General features: G+C 73.5%; 11 protein-coding genes and 3 tRNA genes. 11 read left to right on the forward strand and 3 right to left on the reverse strand.

The features are described 5' to 3' along the window. The 8 genes from WCS02_RS01455 to WCS02_RS01490 all read left to right on the forward strand — a co-directional run. Positions 1-1,018, forward strand: a 1,018-nt coding sequence (locus WCS02_RS01455; protein WP_340288665.1) for an HNH endonuclease signature motif containing protein, incomplete at its 5' end; no start/stop codon positions are given. Between the two features lie 140 nt (positions 1,019-1,158). After that, positions 1,159-1,776, forward strand: coding sequence for a putative antibiotic biosynthesis monooxygenase (locus WCS02_RS01460; RefSeq protein WP_340288668.1), 618 nt, complete (start codon positions 1,159-1,161; stop codon positions 1,774-1,776). After that, positions 1,773-2,129 carry a metallopeptidase family protein gene (locus WCS02_RS01465; RefSeq protein ID WP_340288671.1) on the forward strand — a complete coding sequence of 119 codons (357 nt, stop codon included), beginning with the start codon at positions 1,773-1,775 and terminating at the stop codon, positions 2,127-2,129. The genes WCS02_RS01460 and WCS02_RS01465 overlap by 4 nt, the downstream gene beginning before the upstream one ends. Positions 2,130-2,240: 111 nt before the next feature. Beyond that, positions 2,241-3,500, forward strand: coding sequence for a sensor histidine kinase (locus WCS02_RS01470; RefSeq protein ID WP_340288673.1), 1,260 nt, complete (start codon positions 2,241-2,243; stop codon positions 3,498-3,500). Beyond that, complete coding sequence (locus tag WCS02_RS01475) at positions 3,491-4,135, forward strand: response regulator transcription factor (protein ID WP_340288676.1); 645 nt, start codon at positions 3,491-3,493, stop codon at positions 4,133-4,135. Before WCS02_RS01470 ends, WCS02_RS01475 begins: the two co-directional genes overlap by 10 nt. 246 nt (positions 4,136-4,381) lie before the next feature. Next, a tRNA-Glu gene (locus WCS02_RS01480) sits at positions 4,382-4,454 on the forward strand. Positions 4,455-4,522: 68 nt separating this feature from the next. Further along, positions 4,523-4,596: transfer RNA gene (locus WCS02_RS01485), tRNA-Asp, on the forward strand. Between the two features lie 22 nt (positions 4,597-4,618). Next, positions 4,619-4,691, forward strand: a tRNA-Phe gene (locus WCS02_RS01490). A 75-nt stretch (positions 4,692-4,766) separates the two neighbouring features. On the opposite strand, the gene WCS02_RS01495 is transcribed toward WCS02_RS01490, so the two are convergent. Together WCS02_RS01495 and WCS02_RS01500 are read right to left on the reverse strand one after the other, a co-directional pair. Continuing rightward, on the reverse strand, positions 4,767-5,786 hold the full coding sequence (locus WCS02_RS01495) for a site-specific integrase (RefSeq protein WP_340288679.1): 1,020 nt from the start codon (positions 5,784-5,786) through the stop codon (positions 4,767-4,769). 104 nt (positions 5,787-5,890) lie between these two features. Beyond that, positions 5,891-6,091 carry a helix-turn-helix domain-containing protein gene (locus WCS02_RS01500; protein WP_340288834.1) on the reverse strand — a complete coding sequence of 67 codons (201 nt, stop codon included), beginning with the start codon at positions 6,089-6,091 and terminating at the stop codon, positions 5,891-5,893. A 325-nt stretch (positions 6,092-6,416) separates the two neighbouring features. On the opposite strand from WCS02_RS01500, the gene WCS02_RS01505 reads away from it, so the two are divergent. Both WCS02_RS01505 and WCS02_RS01510 read left to right on the forward strand, forming a co-directional pair. Continuing rightward, positions 6,417-6,947 (forward strand): hypothetical protein, encoded by a 531-nt coding sequence (locus WCS02_RS01505; RefSeq protein ID WP_340288682.1) that lies wholly within the window; start codon positions 6,417-6,419, stop codon positions 6,945-6,947. Beyond that, the gene (locus WCS02_RS01510; protein WP_340288684.1) at positions 6,944-7,141 is read left to right on the forward strand and encodes a hypothetical protein; all 198 of its coding nucleotides are present in this window, start codon (positions 6,944-6,946) and stop codon (positions 7,139-7,141) included. Before WCS02_RS01505 ends, WCS02_RS01510 begins: the two co-directional genes overlap by 4 nt. Before the next feature lie 343 nt (positions 7,142-7,484). On the opposite strand, the gene WCS02_RS01515 is transcribed toward WCS02_RS01510, so the two are convergent. Continuing rightward, positions 7,485-7,967 (reverse strand): hypothetical protein, encoded by a 483-nt coding sequence (locus WCS02_RS01515; RefSeq protein ID WP_340288687.1) that lies wholly within the window; start codon positions 7,965-7,967, stop codon positions 7,485-7,487. A 486-nt stretch (positions 7,968-8,453) separates the two neighbouring features. Between WCS02_RS01515 and mobF the strand changes: the two genes are divergently transcribed. Then, the gene (gene mobF, locus WCS02_RS01520; protein ID WP_340288689.1) at positions 8,454-14,582 is read left to right on the forward strand and encodes a MobF family relaxase; all 6,129 of its coding nucleotides are present in this window, start codon (positions 8,454-8,456) and stop codon (positions 14,580-14,582) included. Positions 14,583-14,639 lie beyond the last annotated feature (57 nt).

The raw sequence follows: 14,639 nt of genomic DNA on the forward strand, positions 1-14,639 counted from the left end.
GTCGGGCGGGGTCGCGGGCGCCGACGGGGAGCCCGACCGGCGGCAGCCGCGGCAGCGCCGCGCCGACGCCCTGGTCGCCCTCGCCGAGACCGCGCTGGGTGTCGCTGTCCCCCGCCGTGGCGAGCGGCCGCGCGTGGTCGTCCACGTCACGCCCGGGCAGCTCGACGGCACGGCGGCCAGCCTGGCGCAGGTGGAGGGGGACGGTCCCGTCTCGCCCCGGGTGACGCGCCGTCTCACGTGCGACGCGGTGCTCCAGCGGGTCGTGACGACGCCGTCCCTCGGACCCCTCGACGTCGGGCGCGAGCACCGCCTGGTCACCCTCGCCCAACGACGCGCCCTCGCCGCACGCGACGGCGGCTGCACCGTCCCCGGCTGCGGCGCCCCACCCGACTGGTGCGACGCCCACCACATCGTCCACTGGGCCGACGGCGGCCCCTCCGACCTCGACAACTACACCCTCCTCTGCCCCGGCCACCACACCGCCGTCCACGCCGGCACCTGGCAGGTCCACACGACCGACGGGCAGATCACCGTCACCCCACCCCGGTGGGTCGACCCCACCCGGACGCCACGCCCTGTCCGCTACCACCGGGTCGAGCAGGCCCTGGCGGACCTCGACCTGCTGGGCACGGGGGCTGAAGGCCCTGCCCCGCCGGCTGACACCTCGCCCCCGGACCGGCAGCGCGACTCGCGCCTTCATCGGCTCGAGCACCCGCCAGACCCTCCGCACCGGGACGACGTCGTCGGCCGGACGCCAGACCCGCCGCCTGTGCCCCTCCTCGACCTACGCCTGATGGCGACGGACGACGTCTTCGGCCCGCGGTCGGATCCGCCGCCTGTGCCCCTCGTCGACCCACGCCTGATGGGGACGGACGACGTCTTCGGCTGCCCCGACAGCGCCCCGAGCCCGCCCCCTGTGCGCCCACCCGGCTGCGACGGCCCCCAGCCCGGCGACCGCCAGGCCGTCCAGGAGCTGGTCCGCACGTTGGTTCGTGAGGCAGCCCACGCTCTGCCATGACGGTCGGCGCGGTACTGCTCGAGCCCGGCCCCACGCTCCACCCAGAGGCGCCGCGGTGGGCCTGAGCCCTCGGGCTGCCCGTCCGGCGAGCGCCGGCTGCCCCCGACCGCCGCACCCCCGCCGGCTGCCACGCTTGCCCCGTGAGCAGCGACGTCGTGACCCGCCCCCCGGAGTCCGTGACCGTGACGGTCACCCGCCGCGCCCTCCCGGGCCGCGACGAGGAGATGTCCGCCTGGGTGCAGGCGGGGCAGCGGCTGGCCGGCGGCTTCGACGGCTTCCTGGGGGCCGGCCACGTCCGGCCCGGCCCGGCGAGCCAGGACTGGCACATGCTCTACCGCTTCGCCGACGAGCGCGCGCTCGACCGGTGGCAGCGCTCCGAGCAGCGCGACTGGTGGCTGAAGTCGGCGCTCGGCATCGTCCAGGAGACCCGGGTCGAGAAGCGGACCGGCATCGAGGGCTGGTTCGACGAGCCGTCGGGACGCGTCCTCAGCACCGCCGTGCCGAACGGCCCGCCGCGCTGGAAGCAGGCGTGCGTCATCTTCCTGGCCTTCGCGCCGGTCAACCTCGCGGCGCAGGCCGTCCTGCTGCCGGTCGTCGGCGGCTGGCCGCTGCCGCTGCGGGTCCTCGCCCTGACCGCCGTCCTCATCCCGCTCATGACCTACCTCGTGCTGCCGTTCGTCACCAGCCGGCTGCAGTGGTGGCTCGAGGGCAGGCCCGGCCCGTGGCGCCGCCGCCGCCGGCACGCGGGCCGGCCGTGAGCGTGGACCTGTCGCTGGAGGACTTCGAGGCGGCGGTGGGCGACGCGCTCGACCAGGTGCCGCCGGAGCTGGCGTCGCTCATGGACAACGTCGTGGTCCTCGTCGAGGAGCTGCCCCCGCCCGGTGAGCCCCAGGACCTGCTCGGCCTCTACGAGGGGACCCCGCTCACGGAGCGGGACAGCTGGTACGCCGGCGTCCTGCCCGACCGGATCTCGGTGTTCCGGCAGCCGACCCTGGCGGTCTGCGACTCCCGCGACGAGGTCGTCGAGGAGGTGCTCGTCACCGTGGTGCACGAGATCGCCCACCACTTCGGGATCGAGGACGACCGGCTGCACGAGCTCGGCTGGGGCTGAGGTGCCCCACCGCACGGCCTCGGCGGCGCCCCGGGGGTGGGGTGCGCCCTACCCCGGGGACGCCGGGGCACAGGCCTGCCCGGCGACGGCGGCCCGACCAGGCTCGACGGCATGACGACACTGCTCCGGCGGCTCGGCCGCGACACCCTCTACGTCCTCGTCAGCTTCCCGCTCGCCGTCCTGTCCTTCACCGTCGTCCTCGCGGGCCTGGCGACCTCGCTGGGGCTGCTGGTCACGCTGCTCGGGATCCCCCTCGCGGTCCTCACCCTGCTCGTCGCACGCGGCCTCGCCGTCGTGGAGCGGGCCCGGCTGCGGCTGCTCGACGGCGCCGACCCCGCCCCGGCCGGCCACCGCCGCCCCACCGTCGGCGGGTGGCGCGGCCTGCTCCAGCGGCTGCGCGACCCGCAGTCCTGGCTCGACGTCCTCCACGCCCTGGTCGCGTTCCCGATGGCCGTGCTCACGTTCGTCGTCGTCGTGACGTGGTGGAGCGTCGCGCTGTTCGGCCTCACGTACTGGGTGTGGGTACGGGTGCTGCCGCCGGACGAGGGCGAGGGCCTGGCGTGGCTGCTGGGCTTCGACCAGCCCTGGGCCGAGACCGTCCTGACCACCCTCGTCGGCGTCGTCTTCGCCCTGACCCTGCCGGCCGTCGTCCGGGGCTGCGCCGCCGTCCAGTCCGGCCTGGCCCGGCTGCTCGTCGCCAACCCGGCGCTCGCCGGCCTCCGCCGCGAGGTGAGCACGCTCACCGCCAGCCGCGCCGCCGTGGTCGAGGCCGGCACGACGACCCTCCGCCGGCTGGAGCGCGACCTGCACGACGGCCCGCAGCAGCGCCTCGTGCGCCTGCAGATGGACCTGGCCGCCGCCCGTCGCAGGATGGGGGACGACCCTGCCGCCGCCGACCTGCTCGTCGAGGAGGCCGAGGTACAGGTGCAGGAGACCCTGTCCGAGCTCCGCGCCCTGTCCCGCGGCATCGCCCCGCCCGTCCTCACCGACCGCGGCCTGCCTGCCGCCCTGGCCTCGCTCGCGGGACGCTGCACGGTCCAGGTGACCCTCGACGTCGCCCTGCCCGACGGCACCCGGCTGCCCGACGCCGTCGAGGAGGCCGCCTACTTCGTGGTCTCCGAGGCGCTCACCAACGTCGCCAAGCACAGCGGCGCCCGCACCTGCACCGTCCACCTGTGGCGCGACGGCACCGGCCAGGAGCCGCAGCTGCACGTCGCGGTCGAGGACGACGGCGTCGGCGGCGCCCACCCCGCCAAGGGTCACGGCCTCGCCGGCCTGCGGGACCGGGTCGGCGGCCTGGGTGGCACGCTGGACGTCCAGGACTGTCCCGGTGGCGGGACCAGGCTGGAGGCGGTGCTCCCGTGCGCGTAGTGCTCGCCGAGGACTCGATGCTGCTGCGCGAGGGCCTGGTCAGGCTCCTCACCGAGGCCGGGTGCGACGTCGTGGCCGCGGTCGGCGACGCGCCGTCGCTCGTCGAGGCTGTCGTCGAGCACCGGCCGGACGTCGCGGTCGTGGACGTGCGGATGCCGCCGACCTTCACCGACGACGGGTTGCGCGCGGCGGTCGAGGCACGCCGGAGGGTGCCGGGGACCGCCGTCCTCGTCCTGTCGCAGTACGTCGAGCAGGCCTACGCCGACGAGCTGGTGGCCTCGGGCGACGGCGGCGTCGGGTACCTGCTCAAGGACCGCGTGGCCCGGCTCGACCAGCTCCAGGACGCGCTGCACCGGGTCCACGACGGCGGGACCGTGCTCGACCCCGAGGTCGTGGCGCAGCTGTTCGCCCGCCGTCGCCGGGGCGACCCGCTCGACGCGCTCAGCCCCCGCGAGCGCGAGGTGCTCGCGCTCATGGCCGAGGGGCGGTCGAACCCCGCCATCGCCGGCCACCTGGTCGTCAGCGAGGGGGCGGTCGAGAAGCACGTCGGCTCGATCTTCACCAAGCTGGGCCTGCTCCCGTCCTCGTCGGACTCCCGACGGGTCCTCGCGGTGCTCGCCTGGTTGCGCGCCTGAGCGACGGGGTAGGGACCCGCCATGAGCCCTGTGAGAGTCCGACCCCTTGGCGGCGCCGCCGGCTGCCTGACCATGATCGCTGTGTCCGTCCTCCTGTCGGTGCTCCTGACCGTCCTGCTCAACGTCGTCCTCTGACCGGCCTCCCCGCCCCCGCCGCGCGGCCGTGGCACCCGCGCGGAGCACCCGGTTTGGAGGCGGGGCCGGGAGCACCTATGCTCAGGACCGCTCACGACGGAAACGTCCCGCGCCCCTATCGTCTAGCGGCCTAGGACGCCGCCCTTTCAAGGCGGTAGCACGGGTTCGAATCCCGTTGGGGGTACGTCCCAGCACGTCCGCTCCACCAGCACCACAGTCCGTCAGCACCACGCACGACCAGCACCACAGCAAGGCCCCGTAGCGCAGTTGGTTAGCGCGCCGCCCTGTCACGGCGGAGGTCGCCGGTTCGAGCCCGGTCGGGGTCGCTCGGGGTGGGTCACCGCCCTCGGCCAGATAGCTCAGTTGGTAGAGCGTCCGACTGAAAATCGGAAGGTCGGCGGTTCGACCCCGCCTCTGGCCACACCCATGACCAGCAAGTATACCCGCGGCGAGTGCCGAGCGGCCCAGTTGACAGCAGTAGTTGACAGCAACGGCATCAGACGTAGAGCCCGTCTAACTTGTCCAACGCTAATCGCTGCTCGTCGACAGCCACGTGCGCGTACACGTTCATGGTCATCTCCAGGGCTGCGTGGCCGACGATCTCCATGACGACCCGCGGGTTGACTCCTAAGGTCAGGAGCATCGACACGCAGGTGTGCCGGAGGTCGTGCAACCGCACCGCCGGAACCCCGGCGTCCCGACACCAGCGCGCGAACGTCCGCGAGAAGTTGTTGGGGTCTACCGGCGTCCCGACAGTCGTCGTGAAAACGAGCTCCACCGGCGGCCAAGGGTGCAGGCACGCCTCGGCCTCGGCCGCCTGCCGAGAGCGATGTCGCCCCAGCGCCTCGAGGCAGACGCTCGGCATGGGAACCGTCCGCCGTGATCGTCGGGTCTTGGGCGGCAGAAACTGCAACCTTCCCTCGGACCAGTGCAGTCCCTGCCTCACATGCAGAACACTGGCGTCGAAGTCGATGTCCGACCAGCGCAGTCCCAGAGCCTCGGACCGGCGCAGCCCCAGGACCAGGAGCACCACCAAGGCAGCGTGCAGCCGGTCGGTGCGGGTCTGGGACAGCAGGAGTCGCGCCTCATCGACAGTCAAGACGCGTGTCTCTGCCCGAGGCGGCGTTGACAGCCTGACGAGCTTGGCCACGTTGCGCGGTACAAGGTCATCTCGAACAGCGTCCTCCAACGCCACCCGCAGGGTGGCATGCACATAACGGGTGGACCTGGGGCTCAGGCCGGAGGCGTCACATGCGGCCAGCAGGCTCCGGACGTCACGCGTAGAGAGCTTGCCGAGCTTGCGCGAGCCGATGACCGGCACGATGTGGAGCTTCACGTTCGAGCGGTAGCTGGTCAGCGTGTTGGGTCGAACCCGCTTGGCGGCCACCTCTTCGAGCCAGGAGCGCAGATACGAGGCGACGCTGTCCTGCGTCGTGGCTACCGGCAGCCCCCGGGCGACCTCCCCCATCAGGGCCACGAGCTTCGCGTTTGCCTCGTCCCGGGTGGCGCCGTACACGTAGCGCCGTGTCAGACCACCTCCCGGCTGGGGCACGAAGTAGGAAGCAGACCAGCGTCCGTCCGCTCGCTTCCATAGGCTCCCCTCACCGTTGCCTCGCGCCACTAGCTGGCCTCCCCACTCACCAAGTCATCGATGTACTGCTGCACTGCCACAATGGGCACCCGACGGGACCCTCCGATCTTGACGGAGATTAGGCGGTGCGACCGCATCAGGTCGTACACCCTCGACCGGCCAACCCTGAGGATGTGCGCCACCTCCTCCGGGGTCAGCAGGAGCGGGCTCAACTCTAGTGTCTTCCTCATCGCCACCTCTTTGTAGTCGCTGCTCCGGACCAAGTTCTGCCGCAGAGCTGGCCGCACGCCGCTCGGCCTCACCCGTCAACAGGGTGAGATGCCGGGCTCGGCGGTCACTCAGCACGTGCCAGTCCACGACGGTGTCCCCACCACTGAACACAGCCCAGGACCTGGCAGCCAGCCGCCCGCTCACCGAGGCCCCAGGACAAGGTGTCGAACTGCGCTGGCGCAGACAGCGAATTCGCGTGCGTTGATTGCCCATCTCTTAAGGCACCAGTGGCTGCCGCGCTCGGCGGGCCTCACGCATGCAGGCCGCCTGTCCGCTAGCAGGCTGGTGATCGCGATTAACAAGGCCTGGCGCTCCGCCGAGGTCGTCCGCCGCGAGTGGCTGTCGAGTTTCCTCGCCCGCAGGACCCCACCGGCGGGCGCGGAGGCGGTCATCTGCGAGGCGGTCGTTACGTCGCAGTGGACCCTCATCAAGGCGATCGAGAGCCGCCACAGCATGCTGCGGGACCTGCTGGGCATCACCGCCGCGACCGGCGGCGTCCCGGAGCTCTGCCAGCGTCTGACCGTTCGCCCGAGCACCCCCAAGACGTCGACCATGCTCAGCCTCGCGTGCGTCGTCGCGGCGTGGGAGCAGAGCACCGGCAGCCACACCTGGTGCAACCCGAGCGACTGGGACAGGCGCGTCATGTCCGCGCTGGCCGGGTGGGGCTACCCGCCCAGCGAGATAAAGTCCCTACTGACTCGCACCGACTCCACCCAGCCCGAGTCCTCCTCCGGAACCGAGCCCGGCGCCGAGCAGGAGCGGTCAGAGGGAGCCGAGGTGTCCGCCCCGCACCCGAGCGTGGTGAGCGAGGCGTGACGTACCTGGACAGACTCCGCTCGCAGGTGGTTGCGGCTGAACTGCGCGCCGTGGCGGTGCACGCCGACCCGGAGTCGCTGCAGAGCGAGGTGCGTCGTGCGCGCGACCGGCTCAGCCTGGCACGAGGTGTGCTGCTCATCGCTGAGGCAGATCCCCAGTTGCGCGACCTGACAACGAGACCCGAAGCGGGCTGACGATCCCCTGGGCCGCCGCCTTCGGGTGGCGCGGCCCACGCTGTTGGCACCGGGCGGCTGGTGCTCACCGCAGGGGCAGCTGCTGGCCGAGGAGCCGCCGGACGCGTGCGAGGTCAGCGGCGACGTCGGCGGGATCGGCGCGCGCGGCTTACGCAGGGTCCGGGCACGACCGCGAGCGCCCCGCGGGTCGGCGAGCGGAATCCTGATCAGGTGGCGTCGGGCTGCCCACTCGCACCACCTTGGACGCGAACCTGGCCACGACCCGTGGGTCGGTCAACGCCTGCGCCAGCCGGGAGGCCGGCACCGCACGCCCCTGCCCTGTCGCCACCGGCCCATCACAACATCACGCCCGGACAGCCATACCGACCTGAGACGCCGTGCCCGCCCCGGCCACCGGCTCCTGCGCCGAGGCACTCCCGCCCGACTCGGCGGCTCCCGTGTCCTCGGCTCCCGTGTCCTCGGCTCCCGTGTCCTCGGCTCCCGTGTCCTCGGCTCCCGTGTCCTCGGCTCCCGTGTCCTGGGTATCGGTGTCCTCAGCGATCGGGTCGGCCTGGTCGCTGGTGCGCGACCCGTCGCCTGACTCGGTCGTCTGGGCTGCCACGGCCCGGAGCCGGGCGACCTCCCGGGTGCCCAGGGCCTCGTCGGCGCACCAGTCGACGACCTCGCGGACCGTCAGGCGCTCCTGCTGCACCATCCGGTCCAGGGCGGCACCGGCCCGCGCCTCGGCGGCCGTGACGGCCGCGTCCCGTTCCCGGACCGCCACCAGGACCTCGACCACCAGCGCCTCGACGCGCTGCTCCCGCTCGGCGCGCTCACGCCGCCGCACGGACTGTGCGTCCAGCACCGCCCGTCGCGCCGCCTGCCGCACCGACTGCCGACCCGTCGACCTCACTGCCTGCTCACCCACGCCTGCTCCCCTTCTCGCTCCCGTGTGGTTCGTGCCTGACTCCGACACCCCCACAGGCACCGGACTACCTCCCCGGCGGTCACTCCCCGGGAACTTCCGACGTCGCCGGTCGACTAGGCAGGCAGACCGAGACGCGCCACGACGCGCACCAACCCAACACGCCTACGCCCCTGGACAACCGCGCCCGACCACCCCCAAGACGGACCCCCGAGCAGCACCCCACCACGCGTGGACAGCCACTCGTCCCCGACGCCGACCTCGCATGCCCCCGACCTCATCAGCGCGCGCTGCGTCCCCCCTCCGGAGCGCCCAAATCCATGTGCCACACACCTCTTGCATTCCCGGTCCAGGTTGTTGCGTCCCCCCTGACCGCCGAGGACGCCGGGACGCCCTGTGGTGGGTGTGATGAGCGTCCACAAGCTGACGGCGGGGTCGGGGTACGACTACCTGACCCGTCAGGTCGCGGCCATGGACGCCACCGAGAAGGGCCACACCGGGCTGGCCAGCTACTACACCGAGCGCGGTGAGACACCCGGGCAGTGGGTGGGCTCCGGCATGGCCGGGATCGACGGCCTAGCCGCCGGCGACATCGTCACCGCCGAGCAGATGCAGGCCCTGTTCGGCTCCGGGCACCACCCGCTCGCCGCGCAACGGCTGGCCGAGCTCGAGGCAGCCCACCCAGACCAGCCAGGCCGTCCCGGGAGCCTGAGCGTCCGGGACCGGCAGGCCGTGACCCGGCTCGGGGCGCCGTACAAGGTGTTCAGCGGCGACGTCAGCCCGTTCCGGCTCGAGGTCGCCAAGCGCATCGCGGCCATCAACGCCGACGCCGGGCTGCCCGGCGACTGGCCGGTGCCCGCCGAGGAACGGGCTAGGGTCCGCACCGAGGTCGGTCGGGAGTTCTTCCTCGCCGAGCACGGCCGGGAACCGCTGGACGCCCGTGAGCTGGCCGGGTCGATCGCCCGGCAGTCACGGCCGAGGACGACCGCGGTCGCCGGGTACGACCTCACGTTCTCCCCGGTGAAGTCCGTCAGCGCCCTCTGGGCGATCGCCCCGCCGGAGATCGCCGCCCGGATCGAGCGGGCCCACCAGGGCGCGGTCTCCGACGCGCTGCGGTTCATCGAGACCCACGCGCTATACACGCGCACCGGCACCGACGGGGTCCGGCAGGTCGACGTCCGGGGCCTGGTCGGGACCGCGTTCACCCACCGCGACAGCCGCGCCGGCGACCCCGACCTGCACACCCATGTCGCGATCGCCAACAAGGTCCAGACCCTCGGGCAAACCGCCGGCGAAAGTGCGGAGGACGCTGCGGGCGGCGCCGAGGTCGAGGGCGGTCGGTGGCTCGCGATCGACGGCCGGATCCTGTTCAAGGCGGTCGTCACCGCCTCCGAGACGTACAACACCGCGCTGGAGACCCGGCTGCGTGACGACCTCGGCGTGCAGTTCGACGTCCGCGGCGGCCACCAGGCGAGCACTCGGGCGGAGGCGCGGAAGCGTCCGGTCCGGGAGGTGGTCGGGTTCGAGCCGACGCTGCTGCAGCGGTGGTCGGCGAGGCGGGCCAGCATCGAGGTGCGTCAGGGCGAGCTCGCCACCGAGTTCCAGGGTCGGCACGGTCGACCGCCGACCGCCGTGGAGGCGCTGCAGCTGGCTCAGCAGGCCACCCTGGAGACCCGGGACGCCAAGCACGAACCGAGCACCCTGGCCGAGCAGCGCGCGGCCTGGCGGGCGCAGGCCGAGCACGTCCTGGGCGGCGCCCAACAGGTGCAGCGGATGCTGGGGGACGTTCTCCAGCCCTCGCTGCGCCGCCCCGCCGCAGCGCAGCGGGCGGTCGACGTCGGCAGCCCGGCCTGGCTGTCGGCCGCGGCGGACCGCACCCTCACAGTGATGCAGGAGCGTCGTTCGACGTGGCAGGTCTGGCACGTCCGGGCCGAGGCGCAACGGCAAGTCCGCAGCGGCGGCGCCTCCGCGGCGGTGAGCGAGCGGGCGGTCGACGCACTGGTCGAGGAGGTCCTGCAGCGGCGGTCCGTGTCCCTGGCCGTGGCCGAACGCGACACGCACGGGCGCCTTCTGGCCGAACCGGGGCAGCTGCGTCGCCTCGACGGCAGCAGCGTGTACCGGGTCGCGGGCGCCGACCTGCTCACCTCCGCGGCCGTGCTCGGAGCCGAGCAGCAGCTGGTGGCCACGGCCGGGCGCCGCGACGGGCGCGTCGTCGAGGACCGCGCCGTCGACGTCGCGCTGCTGGAGGCCACGGCGAACGGGACCGTCCTGAACGCCGGTCAGGTCGCGCTGGTGCGGCAGATGGCTACTTCCGGCGCCCGGCTGCAGTTGGGGATCGCACCGGCCGGGTCGGGCAAGACCACCGCCATGTCGGCGCTGGCCGCGGCCTGGACCGAGGGCGGCGGGTACGTCGTCGGACTGGCGCCCTCGGCGGCCGCCGCGGCCGCGCTGCGGGAGCAGACCGGCACCCAGACCGAGACGCTCGCCAAGCTGACGTGGTCGTTGAGTGACCGGTCACAGGGGTCAGAGAAGTCGCTGCCGGAGTGGGCGCAACGGATCGACGAGACGACCCTGGTGGTGATCGACGAGGCCGGGATGGCGGACACGATGTCGCTGGCGGCCGCGGTGTCGTTCGTCATCGAGCGCGGCGGCAGTGTCCGGCTCGTCGGCGACGACCAGCAGCTCGCCGCGATCGGTGCAGGCGGGGTCCTGCGCGACATCGCCGCGACCCACGGCGCCGTCCACCTCAGCGAACTCCTGCGCTTCGCCGACCCCGCCGAGGGAGCCGCCACGCTCGCGCTGCGGGAGGGCCGGCCCGAGGCGCTCGGCTTCTACCTCGACCACAACCGGGTCCACGTCGGGGACCTCACCACCATGACCGGACAGGTGTTCCAGGCATGGCAGGACGACCGGGCCGCCGGCCTGGACTCCATCATGCTCGCGCCCACCCACGACCTGGTCGCCGACCTCAACCAGCGCGCCCGCACCCACCGCCTCAGCACCACCCCCGAGGACACCAGCAACGTCAGCACCGAGACGACGCCGGCGATGTCGGCGGCACCTGTCGTCATTCGGCTCGCGGACGGGCTCGAGGCCAGCGCAGGTGACCTGCTCATCACCCGGACCAACGACCGCTCGCTGCGGACCACGTCGACGGACTGGGTAAAGAACGGGGACCGGTGGACCCTGACGATCGTCCACGACGACGGCTCCCTCACCGCCCAGCACCTCGGCAGCGGGCGCAGCGTGCAACTGCCGGCGGCGTACGTTCAGGCCTCCGTCGAGCTCGGCTACGCCACGACGGTGCACACCGCGCAGGGCGTCTCGGTGGACACCATGCACGGCCTGGCCGGAGGGGAGCAGTCCCAGCTGTCCCGCCAGCAGCTGTACACGATGCTGACCCGGGGCCGGATCGCGAACCACGTATACCTGGAGGTCGTCGGCGACGGCGACCCCCACAGCGTCATCCGCCCCGAGGTGGTGCGCCCGCTGAGCGCGACCGACCACCTCGAGGCCATCCTCGCCCGCGACGGCGCGCCGACGTCGGCGAGCACGCTGCAGCGGGACCAGGCCACCCCCGCGGTCCTGCTCGGCCAGGCCACGGCTCGCTACGTCGACGCGCTGCACGTCGCCGCGCAGGACGTCGTCGGACCCGACACGGCCCGCCAGATCGACGCCGCGGCCGCAGACGTCGCCGGCGGCCTGCAGGAGTCCCCCGCCTGGCCCGCGCTGCGGGCGCACCTGATGCTGCTGGCCGCGGGCGGCACCGACCCCGTTCAGGCCCTGCACGACGCGGCCACCCTCCGGTCCCTGGATGGTGTGGCCGATCCCGCGGCGGTGCTCGACTGGCGCCTGGACGCCACGGGGTCCCGCAGCAGCGGTCCGGGACCGCTGCCCTGGCTGCCAGCTATCCCCGCGCAGCTGGGCCAGGACGGCACGTGGGGCGCCTACCTGACCGACCGCGCCGACCTGGTCGTCGACCTCGCCGCGCAGGTCACCGCACAGGTCACCACGCGGGTCGGTACGGGCGCTGGTGACGGGTCCACCGCGCCGGTGTGGCTGCAGCAGGGTGGTCCCAGGCCGCCCGCGGACGTCGTCGCCGACGTCGAGGTGTGGCGGGCTGCGATGCAGGTCGAGCCGGGAGACCGCCGTCCCACCGGCCCGGCGCAGCTGCAGAAGGCCGCCCTCACCTGGCAGCGCACCCTGCAGGAGCGGGTCGAGAACGGTCGGACCCCGGCCGTGGCGGAGTGGGGTGAGCTGCTGCGGAGCACCGCGCCCGCCGTCACCGACGACGCGTTCACCCCTGTCCTCGCCGAACACCTCGCCGGGCTGTCCCGGGCCGGGATCGACGCCCGCGCCCTGCTCGTCGACGCCGCCGGCCTCGGACCGCTGCCCGACGACCACGCCGCGGCCGCCATGTGGTGGCGGATCAGCCGGCACGTCTCCCCCGCCGTCGCCCCCCGCCATCACGAACCCCTCGCCGCCACCGACGGCGAGCCGCTGCCCGTGGCGTGGGCCGACCGGGTCGCCCACGTGCTCGGGTCCGAGCGCGCGCAGGCCGTCCAGGCGAGCCCCCTGTGGCCGGCGCTGGTGGCGGTCGTCGAGCACGGCCTGCAGCGCGGCTGGCAGGTCGACGCACTGCTCGACGCCGCCACCCCACCCGGACTGCACCATGGGGGCCGGACAGATGGGGCCGACGCCGAGGCGTTCGCTGTCGAGGACACCTGCTTGGCGATGGTGTGGCGGGCCTCCGTCCTCACCGACCCCAGCAGCAGCGAACACCTCGACGTCCTCGAGAACCCGGCCCCGGTGGACCTCTGGGACGGCGTGGGACCCGACCTGCCGCTGCGTGACGGTGAGGGACCCGTCGTCACCGTGGAGCCGGAGCACATCGCCCCCGACCCGTCCGTCGACCTGCTCGACCGGACACCCGCGCGGAAGGACCCGGAGGTCGCCGGCGGCACCGTGGAGACCGGCGCAGGGCTGGACCTGCACGACGAGAAGGCCGCTGTCGCGGCCGACCTCGCGGTGCAGGCCCGGCTGCGGGACCTGCTCGGGGCACCGGAGCCCAGCGCCGTGGACGTCGAGCGGCTGCTGCAGAGGGCCTACGAGCTGGAGACCTCCCTGGTGTCCCGGGAGCGGGTGGTGGAGGTCAACCAGCTGGCGCTGGCCTGGTTCCAGGACCAGTACCGCGGCTCGTGGGCACAGCAGCACCTGCAGGAGCGGTTCGGTCGCGACGTCGTCGACGAGCCGGCCGTCCGACCCGGGTACGCGCCGTCCGGGTGGAACGGGCTCGTGAGCCACCTGCGACACCGCGGTGTCGACGACGAGGAAATGCTCGCCGCGGGTGTCGCCATCACCGCCAGCACTGGCAGGCTCATCGACCGGTTCCGTGACCGGGCGGTGCTCTCCATCACCCACCACGGGGACGTCCTCGGGTTCGTCGGCCGACGCCACCCCGACGTCAGCGACACCGACCAGCGCGGGCCGAAGTACCTCAACACCGCCACCACCGTCGCCTACGTCAAGGGCGCCCAGCTGTACGTCGCCGGCGAGAACCTCCTGGGCGCAGGCGCGGTCCCGGTCATCGTCGAGGGCCCCATGGACGCGATCGCCGTCACCCTCGCCACCAGCGGCAGCCACGTCGGCGTGGCTCCCCTGGGGACCGCTCTCACCGACCAGCAGGCCGCCCAGCTCGCCGCCCTGGGCAGCCCCCTGGCGCCTGCACCGGTGGTGGCCACCGACGGCGACCTCGCCGGCCGGATGGCGGCCGAACGTGCCTACTGGACCCTTACCCTGCACGGCCTGGACCCCGCCGTGGTCCAGCTGCCCGCCGGCGCCGACCCCGCCGACCTGTACGCCGCCCACGGCGCCGCCCCGCTGCAGCAGCTCCTGGACCAGGCACGCCCACTCGGGCAGGTGCTCGTCGACGAGCGGCTCACCAACCTGTCCGCAGGGCAGGCCTTGGTCGAGGCGATGGCCGTCGCGGCGGCCCGCCCCTCACGCGAGTGGTCGACGGCTGCGGAGGGAGTCGCCTCGCGGCTCGACCGCGGTCGTGCCGAGGTCGACCAGCAGCTCCTCGACCACGTCCGGGCGTGGAACGCCGACCCCCGACGCGCCACCGACACCGCCCTGCAGGACGTCCGTGCGGTACGGGAGCGACTGCAGCAGGCAGCCGCCGGCGAGCCCACCACCGCCCAGCCCGCGACCGTGCCAGGTGAGGCCGGAGAACAGTGGCGGGGCGTGGCCGGGACCGTCGACCCCCGACTCGTCACCCAGGACGACTGGCTTGCCCTCGCCCACCTCATGCAGGACGCCGCCGACCGTGGCCACGACGTCCCGGCCGCGACCCAGCGGCTCGTGCAGGACGCCCCCCTCGGTGACCGCCCAGCCCAGGAGCTCCGCTACCGCCTCGTCGCCCACCTGCAGCTGCACGTCGAGACGACGCCGACAGCCGGGGACCGCCGACGCGGGGCACCGGCGACGGAAGATCGGGAGCGACCTGCAGTGGACGTGCACCCATCACGCAGCCGCTGAGCGACCCGGTCCGCGGCTGGGCTGGGCTGGGGACAGCGAGTTCGTGCCCCTCAAGGC

The sequence above is a fragment of the Aquipuribacter hungaricus genome (genome assembly GCF_037860755.1).
In the GTDB taxonomy this organism is placed as follows: domain Bacteria; phylum Actinomycetota; class Actinomycetes; order Actinomycetales; family JBBAYJ01; genus Aquipuribacter; species Aquipuribacter hungaricus.